Origin of the sequence: Streptomyces sp. NPDC127117 (assembly GCF_042677325.1) — a bacterium.
Lineage (GTDB): Bacteria > Actinomycetota > Actinomycetes > Streptomycetales > Streptomycetaceae > Streptomyces.
This window is the reverse complement of sequence record NZ_JBHXTM010000080.1, coordinates 1-21,897: the sequence shown is the minus strand read 5'-3', so window position 1 is coordinate 21,897 and position 21,897 is coordinate 1. Positions and strand designations below refer to the sequence as shown.

Annotated in this window: 19 protein-coding genes and 1 tRNA gene; 11 read left to right on the top strand and 9 right to left on the bottom strand. The window is 71.2% G+C overall.

What is annotated here, in order from left to right:
• Positions 1-38 precede the first annotated feature (38 nt).
• On the top strand, positions 39-2,162 hold the full coding sequence (locus tag ACFVH0_RS37630) for a LamG domain-containing protein (protein ID WP_385827789.1): 2,124 nt from the start codon (positions 39-41) through the stop codon (positions 2,160-2,162).
• A 141-nt stretch (positions 2,163-2,303) separates the two neighbouring features.
• Here the strand turns inward: ACFVH0_RS37630 and ACFVH0_RS37625 are convergent, their stop codons facing one another.
• A complete protein-coding gene (locus tag ACFVH0_RS37625; RefSeq protein WP_385827787.1) occupies positions 2,304-2,588 on the bottom strand; it encodes a hypothetical protein in 285 nt (94 codons plus the stop codon).
• A gap of 273 nt (positions 2,589-2,861) precedes the next feature.
• Here ACFVH0_RS37625 and ACFVH0_RS37620 point away from each other — a divergent pair, with 273 nt between their 5' ends.
• From ACFVH0_RS37620 to ACFVH0_RS37605, 4 genes are all read left to right on the top strand, one after another.
• Complete coding sequence (locus ACFVH0_RS37620; RefSeq protein ID WP_124719579.1) at positions 2,862-4,133, top strand: aspartate kinase; 1,272 nt, start codon at positions 2,862-2,864, stop codon at positions 4,131-4,133.
• Positions 4,130-5,194: an aspartate-semialdehyde dehydrogenase gene (locus tag ACFVH0_RS37615; protein ID WP_385827785.1), complete on the top strand. Its 1,065-nt coding sequence runs from the start codon at positions 4,130-4,132 to the stop codon at positions 5,192-5,194. Before ACFVH0_RS37620 ends, ACFVH0_RS37615 begins: the two co-directional genes overlap by 4 nt.
• Before the next feature lie 368 nt (positions 5,195-5,562).
• Positions 5,563-6,138 (top strand): SigE family RNA polymerase sigma factor, encoded by a 576-nt coding sequence (locus ACFVH0_RS37610; protein WP_356477139.1) that lies wholly within the window; start codon positions 5,563-5,565, stop codon positions 6,136-6,138.
• A 329-nt stretch (positions 6,139-6,467) separates the two neighbouring features.
• Positions 6,468-7,589 (top strand): hypothetical protein, encoded by a 1,122-nt coding sequence (locus ACFVH0_RS37605; RefSeq protein ID WP_385827783.1) that lies wholly within the window; start codon positions 6,468-6,470, stop codon positions 7,587-7,589.
• A gap of 122 nt (positions 7,590-7,711) precedes the next feature.
• On the opposite strand, the gene ACFVH0_RS37600 is transcribed toward ACFVH0_RS37605, so the two are convergent.
• Together ACFVH0_RS37600 and ACFVH0_RS37595 are read right to left on the bottom strand one after the other, a co-directional pair.
• Positions 7,712-8,581: an SURF1 family protein gene (locus ACFVH0_RS37600; protein ID WP_385827781.1), complete on the bottom strand. Its 870-nt coding sequence runs from the start codon at positions 8,579-8,581 to the stop codon at positions 7,712-7,714.
• A 227-nt stretch (positions 8,582-8,808) separates the two neighbouring features.
• On the bottom strand, positions 8,809-10,692 hold the full coding sequence (locus tag ACFVH0_RS37595) for a S9 family peptidase (RefSeq protein WP_385827779.1): 1,884 nt from the start codon (positions 10,690-10,692) through the stop codon (positions 8,809-8,811).
• 70 nt (positions 10,693-10,762) lie between these two features.
• Between ACFVH0_RS37595 and ACFVH0_RS37590 the strand changes: the two genes are divergently transcribed.
• Both ACFVH0_RS37590 and ACFVH0_RS37585 read left to right on the top strand, forming a co-directional pair.
• Entirely contained in the window at positions 10,763-11,599 is an 837-nt protein-coding gene (locus ACFVH0_RS37590; RefSeq protein WP_385827777.1) for a class I SAM-dependent methyltransferase, read from the top strand.
• A 41-nt stretch (positions 11,600-11,640) separates the two neighbouring features.
• Positions 11,641-12,030: a nuclear transport factor 2 family protein gene (locus tag ACFVH0_RS37585; RefSeq protein ID WP_385827775.1), complete on the top strand. Its 390-nt coding sequence runs from the start codon at positions 11,641-11,643 to the stop codon at positions 12,028-12,030.
• A 171-nt stretch (positions 12,031-12,201) separates the two neighbouring features.
• Here the strand turns inward: ACFVH0_RS37585 and ACFVH0_RS37580 are convergent, their stop codons facing one another.
• Entirely contained in the window at positions 12,202-12,762 is a 561-nt protein-coding gene (locus tag ACFVH0_RS37580; protein WP_385827773.1) for a winged helix-turn-helix transcriptional regulator, read from the bottom strand.
• A 46-nt stretch (positions 12,763-12,808) separates the two neighbouring features.
• Here ACFVH0_RS37580 and ACFVH0_RS37575 point away from each other — a divergent pair, with 46 nt between their 5' ends.
• The gene (locus tag ACFVH0_RS37575; protein WP_385827771.1) at positions 12,809-14,272 is read left to right on the top strand and encodes an MFS transporter; all 1,464 of its coding nucleotides are present in this window, start codon (positions 12,809-12,811) and stop codon (positions 14,270-14,272) included.
• Positions 14,273-14,355: 83 nt separating this feature from the next.
• On the opposite strand, the gene ACFVH0_RS37570 is transcribed toward ACFVH0_RS37575, so the two are convergent.
• The 3 genes from ACFVH0_RS37570 to ACFVH0_RS37560 form a co-directional block, all read right to left on the bottom strand.
• Positions 14,356-15,162: an SGNH/GDSL hydrolase family protein gene (locus ACFVH0_RS37570; protein WP_385827769.1), complete on the bottom strand. Its 807-nt coding sequence runs from the start codon at positions 15,160-15,162 to the stop codon at positions 14,356-14,358.
• 595 nt (positions 15,163-15,757) lie between these two features.
• Positions 15,758-15,928, bottom strand: coding sequence for a hypothetical protein (locus tag ACFVH0_RS37565; RefSeq protein ID WP_385827767.1), 171 nt, complete (start codon positions 15,926-15,928; stop codon positions 15,758-15,760).
• Between the two features lie 145 nt (positions 15,929-16,073).
• A complete protein-coding gene (locus ACFVH0_RS37560) occupies positions 16,074-16,712 on the bottom strand; it encodes a TetR/AcrR family transcriptional regulator (protein ID WP_385827765.1) in 639 nt (212 codons plus the stop codon).
• Between the two features lie 411 nt (positions 16,713-17,123).
• Here ACFVH0_RS37560 and ACFVH0_RS37555 point away from each other — a divergent pair, with 411 nt between their 5' ends.
• Together ACFVH0_RS37555 and ACFVH0_RS37550 are read left to right on the top strand one after the other, a co-directional pair.
• Positions 17,124-18,662 carry a serine hydrolase domain-containing protein gene (locus tag ACFVH0_RS37555; protein WP_385827763.1) on the top strand — a complete coding sequence of 513 codons (1,539 nt, stop codon included), beginning with the start codon at positions 17,124-17,126 and terminating at the stop codon, positions 18,660-18,662.
• 289 nt (positions 18,663-18,951) lie between these two features.
• The gene (locus ACFVH0_RS37550; RefSeq protein ID WP_385827761.1) at positions 18,952-19,572 is read left to right on the top strand and encodes a DJ-1/PfpI family protein; all 621 of its coding nucleotides are present in this window, start codon (positions 18,952-18,954) and stop codon (positions 19,570-19,572) included.
• A 400-nt stretch (positions 19,573-19,972) separates the two neighbouring features.
• Here the strand turns inward: ACFVH0_RS37550 and ACFVH0_RS37545 are convergent.
• Positions 19,973-20,046, bottom strand: a tRNA-Pro gene (locus ACFVH0_RS37545).
• Positions 20,047-20,158: 112 nt separating this feature from the next.
• Positions 20,159-21,097, bottom strand: a complete 939-nt coding sequence (locus ACFVH0_RS37540; protein ID WP_385827759.1) for a metallophosphoesterase — start codon at positions 21,095-21,097, stop codon at positions 20,159-20,161.
• Between the two features lie 79 nt (positions 21,098-21,176).
• Here ACFVH0_RS37540 and ACFVH0_RS37535 point away from each other — a divergent pair, with 79 nt between their 5' ends.
• Positions 21,177-21,641, top strand: a complete 465-nt coding sequence (locus ACFVH0_RS37535) for a GatB/YqeY domain-containing protein (RefSeq protein WP_329197178.1) — start codon at positions 21,177-21,179, stop codon at positions 21,639-21,641.
• Positions 21,642-21,897: the final 256 nt, after the last annotated feature.

The following is a 21,897-nucleotide window of genomic DNA, read 5'->3' as shown; positions in this document are numbered from 1 at the left end:
CGGCCTGTGACGATCACGGCCGGTGAAGGGGAGGGCACATGCGAGTGACCAGAAGCGCGGCGGGGCGGCGAAGATCCAGATGGCTGGTGGTGTCGTCGGCGGTCGTGGGGGCGATGCTGGCGACACCGGGCATGGCCGTCGCGGCCACGAACCTGCCGCCGGACCAGCCGTCGATCCCGGAGCTGAAGAGTTCGGGCAAGGACTGTGCCGCGGGGGAGAACAGGCCGTACGTGCGCTCCGCGCCGGAACTGACCGCTGTGCTGCGCGATCCGGAGGCGGACGACCAGCCCGGCGCGGCGAGCAAGGTCAAGGGCGAGTTCGAGGCGTGGTGGCAGGGCGCCGGGGGTGCCGAGCAGCGGCTGACGTACACGACCGTCGTCCTGCAACAGGGCACCTCGTTCTCCTGGACGCTGCCGGACGACATTCCCGCGGACACCGTGATCTCGTGGCGGGTGCGTGCCGACGACGGCGAAGCGGTGTCGCCCTGGAGCTCCGACGGAGCGGGCACGGTCTGCGAGTTCGTGTACGACAAGGAGGCGCCCGCGCAGCCCGTGGTGTCGTCGGGCGACTATCCGGACGGTGACGCCTGGACGGACGGCGTCGGTGTGCACGGGACCTTCCACATCACTTCGCCGTCCGAGGACGTCGAGTTCTACCGCTACAACTTCCTGGGCGGCCCGCAGCTGACCGTTCAGGCATCCGGGCCGGACGGCGCGGCCGACATCGACTACCTTCCCCGGTCGCCGGGGCTGCACGGCCTGGCGGTCCAGGCTTTCGACCGTGCGGGCAACGGCAGTGAACCGGCGAACTACCAGTTCCGGGTGGGATCGGGCCGGGCGCCGGTCGCGCGCTGGAAGCTGGCCGACGCGGCGGGCTCGCGGACGGCGGCCGCGGAGGCCGGCCCGGTGGCGCGGGCCGGAGCGGGAGCCGCGTTCGGCGGGGACGCTCCGTCCGGCACGGACGTGGCCTCCTCGGTGCGTCTGGACGGTACGGGGCACGGCTTCGTGACGCCCGACGCCCCGGTCGTCGCGACGGACGGGACATTCTCGGTCGGGGCCTGGGTGCGGCCCGCCGCGGTGGACGGAACCCGGACCGTCGTCAGTCAGGACACCGGTCGGGGGCCCGCGTTCACGCTGGGCCTCCGGCAGACCGACGGCAAGCCGGTCTGGTCGTTCGGCTTCGGCGGCACACGGCTGACCGGGGGTGCGCCCGAGGCGGGGAAGTGGGCGTACGTGCTCGGCCGGTACGACGCCCGGACGGGCAAGGCCCGGCTGTACGTCGACGGCAGGGCAGTGGGCGACGAGCAGGCCGCGACCCCGGTCGCGGGCGACGGGAACTTCCAGATCGGCCGGGCGCAGGGCACGGACGGATACCGGGACCGCTGGCAGGGCGAGATCGGCGATGTGCGGGTCTACGACCGGGTGGCGGTGCAGGACGAGATCGCGGCGCTCGCGGCCCGTAAGGCACAGTCGCTTGGTCACTGGGCGCTGGAGACGGCACCCGGGGGTCTCAGCGCGGAGTCGGGCGGCGGACAGCCGCTGAAGCTCGGGCCCGGCGCCTCGATCTTCCGGCTCGACGAACCCTGCGATCCGCTGGACCTCGACTGCGACCCCGGGGACTGGCCCCTCGCGGACGAGGGCCATCTGAACCTGGACGGCGTCTCGGGCTACGCGGCCACGGAGAAGCCGGTCGTCGACACCGGCGGCAGCTTCACGGTGAGTGCGACGGTGCGGCTGGCCGACCAGGAGCCGGACCACCCGATGACCGCGCTCTCCCAGGGAGGGGAACGCGGCGACGCCTTCAAGGTCCGCTACACGCCGTCCACATACAGCTGGGAACTGGTGATGTCCCACGCCGACGAGCCGGGAGCCGCCGAGACGGTGGTCGCCCGGATCGAGTCCCCGGACGGCGGTCAGGGAGCCGGACACCGGATCGCCGTCGTCCACGACGACACCATGAACCGGATCACGCTCTACGTGGACGGCTACGCCGAGACCGCGGGCACCGCCGAATTCCATGACGGCTGGACGAGCGGCGGCGGCCTCCAGGTGGGCCGGGGACGTACGGCCGACGGGTGGGGCGAGTACCTGCACGGCGCCGTCGACCAGGTCCGGGCCTTCTCCGGCGCGCTCACCGCCGCCGAGGTCAGCGCCCTGTGGTAGCGGGCGCGGCCGACGGGTGAGAGAGGGGCGGGGCGCGTTCCTGGCGGGCGTGCCCCGCTCCGTCGTTTGTCGGCTGTCGGCTGTCGGCTGTCGGCTGTCGGCTGTCGGCTGTCGGCTCTGTCGGCGGGGCGGGGCGGCTGCTCAGCCCCCGTCGCACCGCAGGTCGCCGTCGCGCATGAAGCCCAGCGGTGCGCCGTTGTCCGTGCGCGATACGCGCCACAGCTCGTCCACGCCCTGGCGGGTGGCGTTCACCGGGATGCCCGGGTCCAGGTAGCCGACGATGTCGGTCCAGGGGTTGGCGCCCGCGTAGATCGGGGCGTCGGCGTGGGTGGCGAAACAGGTGCCGCCCGCGTGGGTGGGGGACGCGGTCAGGGGGAGTGCGGCGAGGGCCAGGAGCAGGGGCAGTGCGCGCAGCGGCTTGCGCATGGCGGGCCTCCGGTGGGCGGATGGTCGGGTTCCGGTTCACGCTAGAGGTGCGGGGCCGGTGAATCGTGGAGCCGGACCGCCAGGCGTGTGGGCTGGACCACATACGGCATGCGAGCCCGTTCGCCGGGCAACACACCTGTACGAGCGGTCCGGAGCGACACGCCGATGATCACGTGCTGAGCGGGACATCTCACCATGTGGTATCAGCGGGGCGATTCCGGACTGCTCGTTAAACTGAGCCGACCGCAGTAATGGACTGAGCGAGGAGCGCACGTGGGCCTTGTCGTGCAGAAGTACGGAGGCTCCTCCGTAGCCGATGCCGAGGGCATCAAGCGCGTCGCCAAGCGAATCGTCGATGCCAAGAAGAACGGCAACCAGGTGGTTGTCGTGGTGTCAGCGATGGGCGACACGACGGACGAGTTGATCGATCTCGCCGGGCAGGTATCCCCGATCCCTGCCGGGCGTGAGTTCGACATGCTGCTGACCGCCGGAGAGCGGATCTCCATGGCCCTGCTGGCGATGGCGATCAAAAACCTGGGCCACGAGGCCCAGTCGTTCACCGGTAGCCAGGCAGGCGTCATCACCGACTCGGTCCACAACAAAGCGCGCATCATCGATGTGACGCCGGGCCGTATCCGTACGGCGCTGGACGAGGGGAACATCGCGATCGTCGCGGGGTTCCAGGGTGTGTCCCAGGACAAGAAGGACATCACCACCCTTGGCCGCGGCGGGTCCGACACCACCGCCGTCGCGCTCGCGGCCGCGCTGGATGCCGAGGTCTGTGAGATCTACACCGATGTGGACGGTGTCTTCACCGCCGACCCGAGGGTCGTGAAGAAGGCCCGGAAGATCGACTGGATCTCCTTCGAGGACATGCTGGAGCTGGCCGCGTCCGGCTCCAAGGTGCTGCTGCACCGGTGCGTGGAGTACGCACGCCGCTACAACATTCCGATCCACGTCCGCTCGTCCTTCTCCGGACTGCGCGGAACCTGGGTCAGCAACGAGCCGCAAGGGGACCAGAAGGTGGAGCACGCGATCATCTCCGGAGTCGCCCATGACGTCTCCGAGGCCAAGATCACCGTCGTCGGCGTTCCCGACAAGCCGGGCGAGGCCGCCGCGATCTTCCGCACCATCGCGAACGCGGAGATCAACATCGACATGGTGGTGCAGAACGTCTCCGCCGCGTCGACCGGTCTGACCGACATCTCGTTCACGCTGCCGAAGGCCGAGGGCCGCAAGGCCATCGACGCGCTGGAGCGCAACCGCGGCACCATCGGCTTCGAGTCGCTGCGCTACGACGACCAGATCGCGAAGATCTCGCTGGTCGGCGCCGGCATGAAGACCAACCCGGGTGTCACGGCGGGCTTCTTCGAGGCGCTGTCGGACGCCGGTGTGAACATCGAGCTGATCTCGACGTCCGAGATCCGCATCTCGGTGGTCACCCGCGCCGACGACGTCATCGAGGCCGTGCGCGCCGTGCACACCGCCTTCGGTCTCGACAGCGACTCCGACGAGGCCGTCGTCTACGGGGGCACCGGCCGATGACCGCGCGCCGTCCTTCGCTCGCGGTCGTCGGAGCGACCGGGGCGATCGGCGGCGTCATGCTCCAGATCCTTTCGCAGCACGCGGATGTCTGGGGCGAGGTGAAGCTGATCGCCTCGCCGCGTTCGGCCGGCCGCAAGCTGGTCGTGCGCGGCGAGGAGAGCGAGGTCCTCCAGCTCACCGAGGACGTCTTCGACGGCGTCGACGTGGCGCTGTTCCTGGTGCCCGACGAGGTGTCCGCGCAGTGGGCACCGATCGCCGCCGCCAAGGGCGCGGTCGTCATCGACGACTCCGCCGCGTTCCGGCTGGACGCGGACGTTCCGCTGGTCGTGCCCGAGATCAATCCGCACGCCGTACGGATCAGGCCACGCGGCATCGTCGCGAGCCCCAACTGCACGACGCTCGCGCTGATCGTCGCGGTCGGCGCGCTGCACGCCGAATTCGGCGTACGGGAACTGGTCGTCTCCTCCTACCAGGCGGTGAGCGGAGTGGGCCGGGACGGCGTCGCGGCGCTGCGCGAACAACTGTCGCTGGTCGCCGGTACGGAACTGGGCACGAAGCCGGGGGACGTACGCAGGGCCCTGGGGGACACCGAAGGCAGCCCCTTCGCCGCTCCGGTCGCCCTCAATGTGGTGCCCTGGGCCGGGACCGATGCCGGGGACGGCTGGTCCTCCGAGGAACTGGCGATCCGCGAGGAGTGCCGCAAGATCCTCGACCTGCCGGGTCTGCGGGTCGCGGCGACCTGTGTGTACGTACCCGTCATCGCGACGCACTCGATGTCCGTGCACGCACGGTTCGAGAACGAGATCGAGGTCGACCGGGCCCACGAGATCCTGGCGACGGCACCGGGCGTGGTGCTCTACGACAGCCCGGCGGCGGGAGACTTCCCGACGCCGTCCGACGTCGTCGGTACCGATCCGACCTGGGTGGGACGAGTGCGCAGGTCACTGGACGATCCCCGGGGTCTGGAGCTCTTCGTCTGCGGCGACAACCTCCGCAAGGGGGCGGCGCTGAACGTGGCGCAGATCGCCGAATCGGTGGCCGCGGAGTTCCCCAGGTCCTGATCGAACCTGTTTTGTACTCTCTGTGAACGTCCTGTGAGTAAGTTGAAGGTCTCAACCTCTTGAGATGGGGTGTCGGGGTATCCGACGATGACTTTCGGCCTGCTGCAACCGCCGACCGGGGACTACGCGTCTATGCGGTCACCTCTGGCGCGGCGGGGCGAAAAATTCGGGGCATTCAGGGTGTTCGGGGAAGTGCAGGTACGTATGAGGGCATGTCGCACAGCGGCGAACGCGGTGCCGCGCGCGTACAACCCTGACGGGGGGAAACGTGTCCAACTGGCGTGGCAGAGGTTCTCGATATCACAGTGGTGGGCCCCTTGCGCGGCGCTTCGGTGCGTCCGCTCCGACGGCCCCGCGCACCCGGCGGTATGCCGGTGATTGCGCCCATGCCCGCTGCGCGCCCCGCACGGCTGCCCGCGCAGCGCGAGGGCGCTGAGGAGAGCGTGGCTGCCGGAACCACGGTCGACCATCTCACCGAGACCTATCGGGCCCACTACCGCTCGCTGCTCGGGCTCGCGGCCCTGCTGCTGGACGACACGGCCTCCTGCGAGGACGTGGTGCAGGAGGCGTTCATCCGGGTGCACTCGGCCCGCAACCGGGTACGTGACCCGGAGAAGACGCTCGCGTATCTGCGCCAGACCGTCGTCAACCTCTCGCGCTCCGCGCTGCGCCGCCGCATCCTCGGGCTGAAGCTGCTCTCCAAGCCCATGCCGGACATGGCGAGCGCGGAGGAGGGCGCGTACGACCAACTGGAGCGGGACGCGCTGATCAAGGCGATGCGTGGGCTGCAACGGCGCCAGCGGGAGGTGCTGGTGCTGCGTTACTTCGCGGACATGACGGAGGTCCAGGTGGCCGAGACGCTCGGGATATCCCTGGGCTCGGTCAAGGCCTACGGCTCCCGCGGGATCGCGGCGCTGCGCGTCGTGATGGAGGCGCAGGGATGAGCCGGCGCGAGTACGAGAACGGTTCCGAGTACGAGAACGGTCCCGAGGGCGAGAACGGCCCCGAGGGCGAGAACGGCCCCGAACGGGAGCATCGGCGTGAGCGTCGGAATGACCGGACTGGAAACGGAATTGTGAACCACGACCCTGGAACGGCTGGGGCGGCTGGGGCGGCTGGGGCAGCCGGGGCGGCCGGGGCTGACGAGGCTGGTGGCGTTGGCGGGGCTGGTGGCTCCGGTGGGACCGGCAGCGCTGGAGGCTCTGGCGGGGCTGATGGAGTCGGCAGGGCTGCTGAGACCGGTGGGACCGGCAGCGCTGGTGAGAACGGTGAGGTGGCTGAGACCGCTGAGCTCGGCAGTCTGAGCAGCCTCTTCGGCTCGGGGGCCGGCCAGGACGTTGGTCCGGGTACCACCCCCGGTGCCGGTGGTGGCGCGGAGCTCGACGAGGTCGCACTGCGCCGCATGCTGCGGGGCGCCGTCCGGAACATCGAGCCCAGCGACGGCACGCTCGACCATCTGCAACGCGCGGTTCCCGTCCGGCGCGCCAAGCGACGCCAGGCCGTCGTCGGTCTCGCCGCCGCGGCACTGCTCATCGGCACCGCGGTACCCGCCTTCGTCCACGTCGCGAACTCCGACGGTTCGGACACCGCCAACCCCGCGATAGCCGGGCACGGTGAGCAGGCGCAGGGCGGCAGCGGCACCGACGACTCGCAGTCCGGCGGTAAGGACAGCGGCGGCAACACCGATGGGCAGGCCGACAGTGGCCGGAATCAGCCCAGCAGTACGAGCAGCCCCTCCGACAGCCGCGGCCAGGGCGCCGACGGCAACCTGTCCGGCGGGGTCGCCGACCCGTCCGGCTCGGCGGTGGCCGCCATGCGGACCTGCGACCCGGGGCAGCTCGGTGTCGCCTCGGCCGAGACCGGCGCGGCCGGTGCCGACGGCACGGTCTACGGCACTTTCCGGATCTCCAACGTCTCCGGCACGGACTGCGCGGTGAGCAGCAGCGGCAGCGTGGGCTTCCAGGCGATCGGCGCGGCCGACCCGGCCCGGATCGCGGTCGTCCAGCACACCGCGGGCGACGCGGCGGCCGGACTGCCCGACCCCTCGCAGGAGCAGGAGACGGTGCTGCTGAAGCCGTCGATGTCGTACGAGGTGAAGTTCGCCTGGGTACCGAAGGACACCTGCCCGACCGTCGGCGGCTCGCCGAGCCCGACGCCGACCGACGACGCGGGCGGTGCGAGTGGCGCGGCGGCGGCCGGCGCCGGTACGGGGAGCGGTGACGGGACGTCGGAGACGGTCACGCAGTTCGGCGGCGAGGACGGCGGCAGTACGCAGGACGGCAGCGTCGCGGTGATGCACACGCCGGAGCCCGGGGCGCCGGTCGCGGAGACGAAGATAGCCAACGCCTGCTCGGGCACGATCTACCGGACCGGGGTACTGGCTCCCGCGACATGACACGGGAGTGGGGGCAGGGGCGAGGGCAGGGGCAGGGGCACGCCAAGGCATGACGCGAGGGGCCCGCCGGATCGATCACCGATCCTGCGGGCCCCTCGCGTGTCGTCCGTGTCGTCCGTGTCTCAGGCGAGGCCGGTGCCCGTTCCCGTTCCCGTGCCCACGGTGTCCTTGCCGGGCTCTGCCTCTTTCTCGGGCCGCGTCCCGGACGCGGCCTCGGGAGCGGCGGCTGCTGCTTCCTCCACCAGGCCCAGTTGCAGGTCACGCGCCGCCTCGGCCTCGCGACGGACCAGCCGGAACCACATGAAGAGCACGAACCCGGCGAAGACGAACCACTCGCCGGTGTAGCCGAGGTTCTGGAACGCCTTCAGGTCGAGCCCGGTGCCCTGCGCCGCGGCGGCCGGTACGGGACGCAGCTCGCCGGCTCCCGTGTCCTGGAGCGTCACCCATGCGTCGTAGACGTCGTACGGGACGAGGTTGATCAGCGACGCGGCGCTGATCATGCCCAGTTGGCCGTCGGGGAGCCCGCCCGTCGTCTCGACGCCCGTGGTGCCCGCGGTCTCGGACGCCTGCAGGTCCCCGGTCACCGTGACCTTGCCGGTCGGCGCGGCGGGCACGGGAGTCCGGCCGGGCTCGCCGGGCAGCCAGCCGCGTACCACCGGCAGAGCCTTGCCGCTGTCCGTACGGAGCATGTCCAGGACGTAGAAGCCGCTCCTGTCGTCCAACTTCCGTCCGGGCACCAGGAACTGATCGGCGTACCGGCCGGTGGCGGTGGCGGGGCGGCCGGAGGTCACCGTGTCGACGGGCAGCAGCTCGTCGATCGGCTTGGCGGGCCTCGTGCCGGGGGCGGGCTGCTTCTCGGCGGCGTCGTGCGTCTGCACGCGGTCCTCGAAGCGGCCGAGCTGCCAGGTGCCCATGAACACGCAGAACGGGATGGCCAGCACGACGAAGAGGTTGATCCCCCACCATCGCGGGGTCAGCAGGAACCGGTACACCCCTCCACGGTACGGTCCCCGCTCCGGCCGCCCGGAGCGGGGTGCCGACTGGCAAACGTGTCCCCGGCCCTGCCTGCCCCCTTCCGTCCCTGCCCCCGCTTCCGTCCCTGCCCTAGCCCCTGCCCTCGCCCTCGCCCTCGCCCCCCGCCCTCGTCTCCGTACAAGACGGAACAGGCGCTCGGCGCTCGCCGGTCCCAGGACAGAACTGGCGTCCGCCGGTCTGCCCGCTACGAGCCTGACGGGACCGTCCCCGTGGTCAGGTGGCGTCGGGCGAAGTCCAGCTCCAGGCGGACCTGCTTGATCCGCTCCTCCACGACGAGCGAACCGTGTCCCGCGTCGTACCGGTACACCTCGTGCACCGCGTCCCGGTCCTTCAGCCGGTCGACGTAGTTCTCGACCTGGCGGATCGGGCAGCGCGGGTCGTTGACTCCCGCCGAGATGTAGACCGGCGCCCGGACCGCGTCGACGTACGTCAGCGGGGACGATGCCTCGAAGCGCTCGGGGACCTCCTCCGGCGTGCCGCCCAGCAGCGTCCGGTCCATTGCCTTCAGGTTCTCCATCTCGTCGTGATACGCCGTGACGTAATCGGCGACCGGGACCGCCGCCAGGCCGAGGGCCCAGTCGTCCGGCTGCGTGCCGAGGCCGAGCAGAGTCAGATAGCCGCCCCAGGAACCGCCCGCCAGGACCAGCTTCTCCGGGTCCGCGAGGCCGGACTTCACCGCCCACTCCCTTACCGCGGCGATGTCCTCCAGCTCGATCAGGCCGACCCGGTGCTTGAGCGCGTCCGTCCAGGCCCGGCCGTATCCGGTGGAACCGCGGTAGTTGACCCGGACGACCGCATAGCCGTGGTCCACCCAGGCGGCGGGGCCGGAGGCGAAGGCGTCGCTGTCGTGCCAGGTCGGGCCGCCGTGGATCTCGAAGACCGTGGGGAACGGCCCCTCCGCCGGGGCGGCCGGCCGCTGGACGAGAGCGTGGACGCGGCCCCCGGGTCCGTCCACCCACACGTCCTCCACCGGAACGGACGCCGGGGCCTTCAAGCCGGGCGGATCGAGCACCACCGCTCCCGATGTCGACCTGACGACGGGCGGCTGCGCCGCCGAGGACCACAGGTACTCCACCGTGCCGTCCGGCCGGGCCGTGGCACCCGACACCGAACCCGCGGGGGTCTCCACCCGGACGGGGGCGCCGCCCGCCTCCGGCTCGTACCGCCACAGCTCGCTGCGGGCCTCGAACTCGTGCACGACCAGCAGCGCGGAGGCGTCCGGATACCACTCGGCGACCACATCGCCGGGCAGATCGATCGCGAGCTCCGTCTCCGTGCCGGTCGTCGGATCCCAGATCATCGGCTCCCAGCGGCCCCGCCGCTGGTGCCCGACCAGGAGCCTCGGATCCCCGGCCACGGGGGCGAAGCCCAGCACGGACAGGCCCAGCTCCTTCGTGCCGCCCTCCGTGTCGTCCAGCTCGCCGACCGTCGTCCCGTCCGGCCGCACCACGCGCAGCGCGGAGTGCATCGCATCGCCGTGCTCGGTGTGCTCCAGGGCGATCAGCCTCCCGTCATGGCTGAGGTCACCGACGCCCGCCGACTCGCGGTGGCGGTAGATCTCCACGGGAGCCGCGCCGGGCCGCACGACATGGACCGTCGTCCCGTCCTCGTCGGTCGAGCGGCCGACCACCGCCGTGCCGTCCCGCCCGATCGCGAGCCCGGCCGGGTACGAAGCGCCGAGACCGGGCGTGGCCGGCTCGTCACCCGACTGCCCGTCCTCGCCGCCGTGGAACGGCTGGCGCATCCACACCCCGAACTCGTCGCCGTCGGTGTCGCTGAACCACCAGACCGACTCCCCGTCGGGCGTCAGCACCCCGTCCGTCGTGCCGTTCGGCCGGTCGGTCACCTGACGCTGCTCGCCGGTGGCGCGGTCCCACGCGTACAGCTCGTACGTACCCGTGGCATTGGAGACGAACAGCGCGCGGTCGGGGGCGTCCTCCGCCCAGTCGGGCAACGACACCCGCGGCGCCCGGAAGCGCTGCTCCCACTCCGGTGCGGAGGCGGCCGCCGCCGCGGCAGTGGGGTCCTGGGCGGAAGGGGCCGTTGTCGAGCCAGTGATCTCAGTCATGTCCCCCATTCTGCGTCGGAACGCCGACAATCCGTTCGCTTCGTCCGCAGCCTGTGGATAACCTCCCGGCATGCATGTACCGACCCCTGCCGACTGGCACGAGGCAAACCGTGCGCACTGGGACGAGCGCGTTCCCATCCACGCCACGAGCGACTTCTACGACCTCGAATCGTTCCGCGCCGGGAAGGACGCCCTGCGCGATTTCGAACTCGCCGAGGTCGGGGACGTCACGGGCAAGTCGCTGCTGCACCTCCAGTGCCACATCGGCGTCGACACCCTCTCCTGGGCGCGGCACGGCGCGGCGCAGGTCGTCGGACTGGACTTCTCCGAACCGGCCGTCGAGACGGCGCGCGCCCTGGCCCGTGAGCTCGGGTTCGGCCAGGACCGGGCGGCGTTCGTCGCGGCCGACGTCCACGACGCCGCGGAGGCCGTCCCCGACTCGTCGTACGACATCGTCTACACCGGCATCGGCGCGCTGAACTGGCTGCCCGACACCCGCCGCTGGGCCGAGACCGCCGCATCGCTCGTGGCGCCGGGCGGATTCCTCTACCTCGCGGAATTCCATCCGATGACGGACTGCCTCGACGACGCCACCGGCACGAGGGTCGAGCACGACTACTTCAGCCGCGACGCATGGGTGGACGAGACGCCGGGCACGTACGCGGACTTCGACGCGCCCACCGTCCACAACCGCAGCGTCGAATGGCAGCACCCGATCGGCGAGGTGGTGTCGGCGCTGGCCGCCGCCGGGCTGCGGATCGAGTTCCTGCACGAGCACGACGCCTCGCTCTTCGCCCGATTCCCGACGCTGGAACGGCAGAGCGACGGCTTCTACCGCTTCCCGGCGGACCGGCCGCGCATCCCGCTGATGTACTCCATCAAGGCGTCGAAGGCGGCCGATTCCTGAACAAGAGCCGATTGTCAGTGGCGGGGTCCAGACTCGGACCCATGACAACGACTGCCGATCTGCGCGGCGTGGTGGAGACGTACTGGAGCGCGGCCGACGCCCGCGACTGGGACGCCTTCGCCACGACGCTCGCCGACGAGGTGTTGTACGACCTGCCGCAAACCCGCGAACGCATTCGCGGGAAGGAGCGGTACCTGCGGTTCAACCGGGAGTACCCGGGAGACTGGCGGGTCCGCGTCGAGCGAGTGGTGGCCGACGCCCAGGGGCAGCAGATAGCCGTCCGTACGCGCTTCACGGTCGGCGCCGAGGAGCTGCCCGCCGTTCACTTCTTCGTGTTCGACGCGGCAGGGCGGATCAGCGAGATCACCGACTTCTGGCCCGAGCCGTACGAACCCCCGGCGGGCCGGGAACACCTCGTCGAGCGGTACTGACGCGCGTGCCCGACGACTGACCCCTGTCTGCCTCGTGCTCAAGCGCCGCCTTCGTGCTGAGGCGCTGACCTGGTGCTCAGGCATCGACCTTGTGCTGAGGCGCTGACCTGGTGCTCAGGCATCGACCTTGTGCTGAGGCGCTGACCCAATGCTCAGGCACCGACCTCGTACTCAGGTGTCGGACGGGCTCGGCTCCCTGGGGCCCGAGCGGTCCCATCCGGGGGCACGGACATCGACCGCCAGCGTGTTCATCACGACTTCCTCGCCGCAGGTGCGGCAGATCCACGCCGCATCGAGATCGTGCGCGTGCGCGGGCGGCTGCGTGCCCGCGGGCGTACGGGCATCCGCGGTCGGCTCGTGGACCATGACCACCGGCCGGTCCTCCAGCACCCACCGGTCGCCCCAGTCCAGCAGGGCCCGGATGACCGGCGCGAGATCGCGCCCTGATTCGGTCAGGTGGTACTCGTACCGCGGCGGGCGCTCGTTGTAGGGCCGCCGCTCGACCACTCCGGCCTGCTCCAGCGAGCGCAGCCGCGCCGCGAGACGGTCACGGGGCGCGCCGGTGTTACGGGCGATCGCCTCGAACCGGTGATTGCCGAAGAAGATCTCGCGCACGGCGAGCAGCGCCCATTTCTCACCCACCACGTGCAGCGCGGCGGCGGCCGAGCAGGGCCGGCCGGGCAGCGCGACCGTCGGGGCGGTACGGGCGTGGGGTTCCTGTGCAGCACTCATCACCACAAGGTTGCCATCTCAAACTCACTGGCGCTACCTTGCCGTCATGACAGTTGGAAAATCAAACCCACTCGTCTCCGAGGTCGATACGGCGGCCGTTCACGGAGCCGCCCCGGCCCCTTCCCCTTCTTCGTCTTCTGCCTCCTCCCGGGCCTCCGTCTGGATCATCGCGGCCGGCGTCTTCGTCGTGAATCTCGACCTGTTCATCGTCAATGTCGCGGTTCCCGCCCTCGGTGACGCCTTCGGCGGCAGCTCCCTCTCCTCGCTGTCCTGGGTGCTCAACGCGTACGCGATCGTCTTCGCCGCCCTGCTCGTCGTCGCGGGCAGGCTCGCCGACCGGTACGGCCACCGCCGCGGCTTCCTCCTCGGGCTGGCCGTCTTCACCGTCGCCTCCGCGCTCTGCGCCGTGGCCCCGGGCGTCGGCTGGCTGGTGGCCGCCCGTGCGCTGCAGGCCGCCGGAGCCGCCGCGCTCATGCCGACGTCCCTCGCGCTCCTGCTCGTCAACACCCCGGCGGAGCGCCGCCCTAGGGCCATCCGGAGCTGGGCGGCGATCGGCGGCATCGCGGCCGGCCTCGGTCCGGTGGTCGGGGGCGTGCTCGTGGAGGCCGACTGGCGCTGGGTCTTCCTCGTCAATGTGCCGGTCGGTGTGATCGGGCTGCTCGCGGGCGCCCGGCTGCTGCCCGATGCCCGCCCGCACCGCGAGGGCCCCTTCCCGGACCTGGTCGGGGCGGTGCTGCTCACCCTCGCGATCGCCGCGCTGGCACTCGCCCTGGTCAAGGCCGATGCCTGGGGCTGGAGTTCGCCCGGGGTCCTGGTTGCGCTGATCGCGACGGCCGTTCTCGCCGCGGGCTTCTGGATACGGTCCGCCCGGCACCCGGCCCCGGTCGTCGAACTGCCGATGCTGCGTTGCCGGGTCTTCGCGACCGCCACCCTCGCGGCGCTGCTCTTCACCGTCGCGTTCGCGGCGATGCTGCTGACATCGGTGCTCTGGTGTCAGCAGGTGTGGGGGTACTCGGCGATCCGTACCGGACTCGCCATCGCGCCGGGGCCGTTGGCCGTGCCCGTGCTCGCCGTTCTCTCGGGACCGGTCGTCCGCCGGCTCGGGGCGGGCCGCACGGCGGCACTCGGCTGCCTGCTGTTCGGCTGCGGGCTCGCCTGGTGGGCCGCCGCGCTCGACACGGCTCCGCACTACGCGAGCGATTTCCTCCCCGGCATGATGATCACTGGCATCGGTGTGGGCCTCGCCCTGCCCACCCTGGTCGGCGCGGCTGCCGCGGCTCTCCCGCCCACCCGTTTCGCGACCGGATCGGCCGTCACGACGATGGCCCGCCAGACGGGTTCGGTGCTGGGGGTGGCGCTGATGGTCACGTTGCTCGGTGCGCCGGACGGGCCGGGCGAGGCGCTCGACGCGTTCCGCCACGGCTGGTGGGTGGCCGCCGCCACCGCCGTACTCGCCGCGTTCACGGCCCTGGCCCTGCACCGGCGGGACGCCGCGTCGGCCCCCGCCTGACCGGGCCGTGGCAGCAGTGCGGCGGACTGCCGGGGCGATCCCCGGCAGTCCGCCGCACTTTCTGCACCTCCGTCGTCCGCGTCCTACGCGGCCGAGCGGAAGGCCGGAAGGTAACCGCCGGACTGACCGGCGGCCTTGGGGTGGTACGAGTTGTAGATGGGGATCGACACGCTGTGGAGCCATGCGTCACCGGAGCACAGCTCGTGCCCGGTGAACTCGTCGACCACGCTGGAGAACGTGAATCCGGCGTCGGCCGCCTGCTTGGCGATGACCCCGTTCAGCACGTCGGAAGCGTTGTTGATCGCCGTCCGCTCCTTCTCCGAGAGCCCGGCGATGCAGCTGCCGCTGAGCTGGTAGAAGCGCGGGTATCCGAGCACCACGACGTGGGCCTGCGGGGCCCGCGACCGGATGGAACCGTAGAGCGAACTCAGGCCGGACGGAAGCGAGTTCTGCATCTGCGAAACGGCCGAGCCGACGCTGCTGAGGCAGGCGGCCTCACCGGACAGCACGCAGTCCTGCATGACATCGGCGAAACCGACGTCATTGCCGCCGGCGGTGACGCTGACCAGACCGGTGGACGAGTTCAACGCCCCCAGCTGGGTTCCGGCGACCGAGCTGGTCGTGGCGCCCGAACAGGCCACGAAGGCGAAGGAGGAAGGCGAGTTCGCGGCCGCCCAGAGGTAGGGGTAGGCGTTGGTGCTGCGGCGGCAGTCACCGCTGTCGGACAGATAGCTCCCCGCGCCGACGCCGGAGGAGTACGAGTCGCCGAGGGCGACGTAACCGTCGGCGGCGGCCGAGGAGTTGGCCGAGGCCGGCTGGGCAACGCCCAGCGCGGCCACGGCGGCGAGGACCAGAGTGGATGCGGACGCCCAGAATCTCCGTACTGACATGGCTGTCAGCCCTCCGAAGTGTGGGGGGTGGGTGGGGGGTTGATTGAGCGCCACGTTTCTAGCAGCTATCGGTACCGGCCGGTAATAGCTACGGAAGAACTGGTCTGATATGCCCGAATGATCGTTCGGGCGCCGTAGCTCCGCGCGTAGATAAACCTCCGGCCGCACCCCGAATGGGTGGTGTGACGGCAGGAGGTCGGGTGTGGCCGCGCGGGGCGAGCGAGAGGCAGGCAGGGGGGAGGGAGAGGGCGCGCCGGGGGGGTCGCGGGGGTTTACGGGCGGCGCGCGGGGAGGGTGCGAGGAAGGGGGCGGGCGGCGCGCGAGCAGCGGGAGGGAGGCTACTCGGGTGGCCCTCCTGGTCGGCCCCTTCAAGCAGGCCCTCTAGGCAGGCCCTTTCGGGCGGCCTTTTCGGGCGGCCCTTTCAGATGGCCGTTTCGGGCGGCACCTTGGGGGCGGTGTCTTGGGGCAGAGCCCTGAGGTGACCCCTTCAGGTGGCCCCTGCGGTGGGTGCCCACAAACAGAAACGCCCTCTGCGGTGGCGATCCCACGAGGTGGGTGCTACCGCAGAGGGCGGTTGTCTTGGTCAATCCGAGGATCAGTTGTGGCCGAACCTCCGCTGCTTCCGGTGGGAGACCTGCTCTGAGATCGCGTGCACCGTCTCCTGAGCAGCCGTTGGCTGCGTCTGCTCCTTCGTCTCCGGAGCAGTGCTGCGTTCGTGGCCGCCGGTGCGGGCACCGCGGTTCTGCCGACTCTGCTTCTTGCCCACGATCGTGCCTCCTGTTGCGGATCTCGGACGATGGGCCATCACCAGACTCGCATGTGGGTAAGAAAGGTGCATTCCGGGTGGCGGTCGCCGAGTGCGACTCCCCACGACCACGCTCGGCTCCCGCCTGTCCCTCCAGGTCACTCGCTCACTCGTACTGGCGGCAGCGGCCGGGGAAGACGGTCCGTACGCGGGCTGCGACGAGGTCGAGAGCGGCGCGAGAGGTGCCGGCGTCGGGGGCGGTGTCGGGGTCGGACCCGAGCTCCAGGGCCAGTCCCTCGGTCAGGCAGTGGAGGTCCAGGGCGGCGAGGGCCGCATCGGTGTCGTGCGGGACCTCGCCGCACTCCTTCCCGTTGTGGACGGCCGTGGCGAGCATCGAGCGGATGAGTCGGCCCGTCTCGGCGTGGGCGCGGGCGAGCTGCGGACTGTCGACGGTGCGACCCAGGAAGGCCAGCACCACCCGGTGCGCCGAGCGGCGGCGAGGGTCCACCGGGAGCCACTCGGCGAGCCCTTCGATCACCACGTCGCGGATGGGCAGCCGCTGGCGCGTGGCGCGTTCGCCCAGCTCGGAGACCCGGTCGAGGGTCTTCTGTACGACGCGCTCGTGGGTGAACAGCAGCATCTCGTCCTTGGTCGAGAAGTAGTGCTGTACGTGGCCCACGGAGACGCCCGCCGTGGTGGCTGTCCGCGCCATGGTCACCCGGTCCAGGCCCTGCTCGGTGATCAATTCCTGTACGGCGTCGGCGACCTGAACGCGCCTGGCTTGGTGATCGACGACCTTCGGCATGCCGCCAGGGTATCCGCCGCCACCCTTGCGGGACGCTTAAACAATATGCTCATATTGTAAAAACGGACGCGAACGCGGGGGTGGTGCGTGACTACGAACATGGCTGTGGACATGGCGGCGACGGGCAGGGCGAAGCGGGGGCGCCGACGGCGGGCGGGGCTGGGGAAGCGGGTCCGGGCGGTGCTGCTCGTGGCGGGGGTGCTGGCGGGACTCGCCCCACCTGCCGTGGCGGCCGGAAGCCCGGGATTGCGGACGCCGGCGCCGGTGGGCGCGGCGCCCCGCGATGCGCCCGCCGACGATGCCGTGTCTACGGACGATGCCGCGTCCACAGACGATGCCGTGTCTACGGACGATGCCGCGTCCACAGACGATGCCGTGTCTACGGACGATGCCGTGTCTACGGACGATGCCGTGTCTACGGACGATGCCGCGTCCACAGACGATGCCGCGACCCTGTCGGAGATCGACGCGTTCGTCCGCGGCAGGCTCGACACGACGGGCACACCCGGCGCCGCGCTCGCCGTGATCGAGGGCGGCCGGGTCGTGCACCGGCGCGGCTTCGGTGAGGACGGCCGGGGCCGGGCCGTCACACCGGAGACACCGTTCCTGTGGGGCTCGGTGTCGAAGCCGATCACCGGTCTCGCCGTGATGCAGCTCGTGGAGGCGGGCCGGGTGGACCTCGACGCACCCGTGCGGACCTACCTGCCCCGGTTCAGGCTGGCCGACCCGGATGCGTCCGCCCGCATCACCGTCCGGCACCTGCTTCTCAACACCAGCGGCATCCCCGCCTCCGCCGACGGCGAGATCGGCGACCGTTACGACAACGCGCCGGGCGCACTCGCCGACGCGGTCCGCGATCTCGCGCGGATCGCCCCCACCGCCCGGCCGGGTACGTCCTACGCGTACTCCAGCGCCGGTTACGCCGTACTCGGCGCGTTGGTCGAAGAGGTCTCGGGGCGGCCGTTCGGCAGCTACCTGCATGAGAGGGTCTTCGACCCGCTGGGCATGGAGCACGCCGTCGCCACCGAGCGGGACTTCGAGCGGGAACGGGTGGCGCCCGGCCACCGTTCCGTCTTCGGTGTTCCGGTGCGGTTCGACGCGCCCTACGACACCTCGGGCGTTCCCTTCGGTCATATGGGCGGCAGCCTGCGGGACTTGACCCGGTTCGTCCTTGCCGAGCTCGACGGCGGCAGGCTGGACGGACGGCGGGTGCTCTCGACGAAGGGCACGGCCGAGACCCAGCGCGGCCACGTCAAAAGCAGCGTGGGCCGTTACGGCCTGGGCTGGTCGGTCGGGACGCTCAAGGGCACCGGAGAGCGCATGGTCTGGAAGGGCGGAGCGCTGCCCGGCCACCACACCATGGTCGTCATGCTGCCCGACAGCGGCCGGGCCGTGATCGTCCTGCAGAACGCCTACCACCAGCTGCGCGCCCAGGAGCTCGGCGACGCGGCATTCGGGGCGGCGCAACTGCTGTCGGGAGTGACCGCGCGCACCACGCCGACGGACCCGCTCGCCGTCGTCCTGCCGTGGGGCCTGGCCGGTCTCGCCGCTGCGCTGCTGCTGTGCGTGGCTGCCCCGACCCTGCGCCGCCTGCCCGGACGGCGAGCGGCGGCCCGCGCCCGCTCCCGGCGCAGGATCGTACTGACCACCACTGTGTCGGTCGCCGTCGCGCTGACCCTCGCGGCGCTCCTGTGGTGGCTGCCCTCGACGCTGGGCGGCACCCCGGCGATGACACTGTTGTGGGCCCCCGACGTGGGCTGGGGCCTGGTGGCCGCCGTCGCGCTCGCCCTGCTGCTCGCCGCGGAGCGCACGGTGCTCGCGGCCCTGGACCTGCGGCGACAGCGGACCGCGCCGGATGCCTTGCGCGCCGACCCGGGCGCCTCCGGCACCGGCCCGGATGTCTTCCCCACCGCGCCGGGCGCCTCCCGCGCTGCTGGTGAGGGTCAGTGATTACGAGTGCCCCCGCTGCCCAGCGATCCGCAGGACCGCATCATCGCCCCTCCGCCCAGGCGGCACACGACGCGCTCGCGGCCCGGCCCTGGGCCGTGGAGACGGTCACGGCCGACGGGCCTCATCGGCCTGCTCGACGAATCGGCCCTATGGCCCGCACCGGCCGCCCGCGACACCTTCCCTCGCCAGGGGCTGAGCGCCCTCTCGACTGCCTGCTCGCCCAAGCCGCGCCCCGAACCCCTCACGAACCCACCGGAACCCCCGACCACCTCCCCCTGAGATGCGGCACATGGACATCGTGATCCCGCTCTTCGACCGCTTCGAACCCCTCGACGCGATCGGGCCGTACGAGATCCTGGCCCACGTCCCCGACGCCACCGTGCGCTTCGTCGCCCCCGTACCCGGCCTGGTTCAGGACGTACTGGGCGGACTGCCGGTGCACGTCCCGACCAGGTACTCCGAAGTCGAACACTGCGACGTCCTTCTGATCCCCGGCGGGGGAGGCGCCTGGACCATGGCCGACGACCCCGACTTCCTCGACTGGGTCCGCCACATCCACACCGGCACCCGCTTCACCACCTCGGTCTGCACCGGAGCCCTGGTACTCGGTGCGGCCGGCCTGCTGAACGGGCTGACCGCCACCAGTCACTGGGGTGTGATCGACGAACTGCAGGCGTACGGCGCCGTCTACACCCCCGAACGCGTCGTCCGCCAGGACCGGATCATCACCTCGGCCGGCGTTTCCTCGGGCATCGACATGGCGCTCCGGCTGGCCGCCCTGCTCAGCGACGACACCACGGCCCAGGCGATCCAGCTCTACACCGAGTACGACCCACAACCCCCGTACGACACAGGCTCAGTGGCCAAGGCCCCGGCCGAGGTCCTCGAACGGGCCCGCAACCTGGGATAGAGCCTGTCCGGCAGATCATGGCCGGGGTCGCCCGCAGAAGGCTCGGGCTCCTGGCCCGACCGGGGCGGAAGGCCGTCAGCGCTCCGCATCGCCGACGAAGTACCTCACGACGACGAGTACGCCGAGAATCCCCACCCCAAGAATTCCGAGAGCCGCCCAGCCCCCTCCGCCGTCCACCACCTGCCGCACACCTCCGGCAAGCCCGCCGACGGCCATGCAGATCCCGAGAACAAGCGTCCGCGAACTCTGCGGTCTCGGTCGGCGCCGCATCTCCGAACGGCCGCGCCCGCGAGGAGGCGGTCCCGCGGAGTGCGTCATTGCTGCCCAACCCTTTCCGACGCAACAAATCAGGCCCGGTACTGATCTCTCAGTACCGGACCTGACCTGGTATTTCTGGCTGTCGGGGTGGCGGGATTTGAACCCACGACCTCTTCGTCCCGAACGAAGCGCGCTGCCAAGCTGCGCTACACCCCGATCGCCGCCGGTGTCCCGGCGACATCGATTACTTTAGCCCACTCGCGCTCGCAGACGAAATCCGGTTTCTGCGCTGCCGGCGGGGGAAGGGCCGGGCTCCGGGACGGAGGGCTCAGTCCTGGGGGGTCAGGGTCAGGAGGGTCGCCTCGGGTGGGCAGGCGAAGCGGACCGGGGTGTAGCGGTTGGTGCCGCAGCCGGCGGAGACGTGGAGGTAGGCGCGGTGGTCGTCGACGGAGTGGGTGGAGAGGCCCTTGACCCGGTCCGTGTCCAGGTCGCAGTTGGTGACCAGGGCTCCGTAGAAGGGGATGCAGAGCTGGCCGCCGTGGGTGTGACCGGCCAGGATCAGGGGGTAGCCGTCCTGGGTGAAGGCGTCCAGGGAGCGCAGGTAGGGGGCGTGGACCACGCCGATGGAGAGGTCGGCGCCCGTCTCGGGGCCGCCGGACACCTCCGCGTAGCGGTCGCGCTTGATGTGCGGGTCGTCCAGGCCGGTGAAGGCGAGCTCCAGGCCGTCGATCTTGAGGCGGCCGCGGGTGTTGGACAGGCCCAGCCAGCCCGCCTCGTCGAAGGCGTCGCGCATCGGCTCCCAGGGGTTGTGGACGACGCCGACCGCGGGCGCGTTCCCGTTGAGACCGTGCTTGCCCCGGGCCTTTTCGAGGAGGTAGCGGGCGGGGTTGCGGAGCTTGGGGCCGTAGTAGTCGTTGGAGCCGAATACATACACCCCCGGGAACTCCATCAGCGGGCCGAGGGCGTCGAGCAGCTCGGGCACGGCCTCGGGGTCGGAGAGGTTGTCGCCGGTGTTCACGACGAAGTCCGGGCGCAGGCCGGCCAGCGACTGGAGCCAGGCGCGCTTCTTGCGCTGACCGCTCACCATGTGGATGTCGGAGACCTGAAGCACGCGCAACGGGCGTGCCCCGTGCGGGAGTACGGGAATGGCGACCCGTCGCAGGCGGAACGAGCGGGCCTCGAATCCGGCGGCGTAGGCGATGCCGGCTGCGCCGATCGCCGCGCCGACTGCCGTGACTTTCAGGGGTACTCCGTAGCGTGCGCGCATGCGTCCATCGTCGCAGACACCGTGCGGCCAGCAGAAAACCGGCGGGCGCCGGTCGCCCCGTACCTGCCACAATCAGCACATGACCACGCTCAAGTCCAAGCTCAAGGAAGACCTCACCACGGCCATGAAGGCGCGTGACGAGCTGACCTCGTCCACGCTCCGGCTGACACTCACCGCCATCACGAAGGAGGAGGTCAGCGGCAAGACGGCCCGCGAGCTCTCCGACGACGAGGTGCAGAAGGTGATCGCCAAGGAGGCGAAGAAGCGCCGTGAGGCGGCCGAGGCCTTCGCGCAGGGCGGCCGCACCGAGCAGGCCGAGCGTGAGAAGGCGGAGGGCGAGATTCTCGACGCGTACCTGCCGAAGCAGCTGAGCGACGACGAGCTGGGCGCGATCGTGGCGTCCGCCGTGGAGGAGGCCAGGGCCGCCGGGGCCGAGGGGCCGCGTGCGATGGGTGCCGTCATGAAGATCGTGAACCCGAAGGTGGCCGGGCGTGCGGACGGCGGCCGGGTGGCCGCCTCGGTGAAGAAGCTCCTCGCGGGCTGAGCCCAAACGGCAGGGGCCCCGAGCGACAGCGGTGGCCCCGAGTGGCAGGGGCGGCCCCGAGCGACAGGGGTAGCTCCGGGCGACTCGGTGGCCCCGTGCCACAGGGGTAGAGGGGCGCAGACATATATGAGGGTGGGGGGGGGGGGGCGGCGACACAGGCCGCCCCACCGTCGGGGCCGGGGTGGGGGGGGGGGGGGGGGGGCGGGGGGGGGGGGGCCCCTTCGGACGGTCCGGGGCCGGGGGCGGCAGCCTGGGC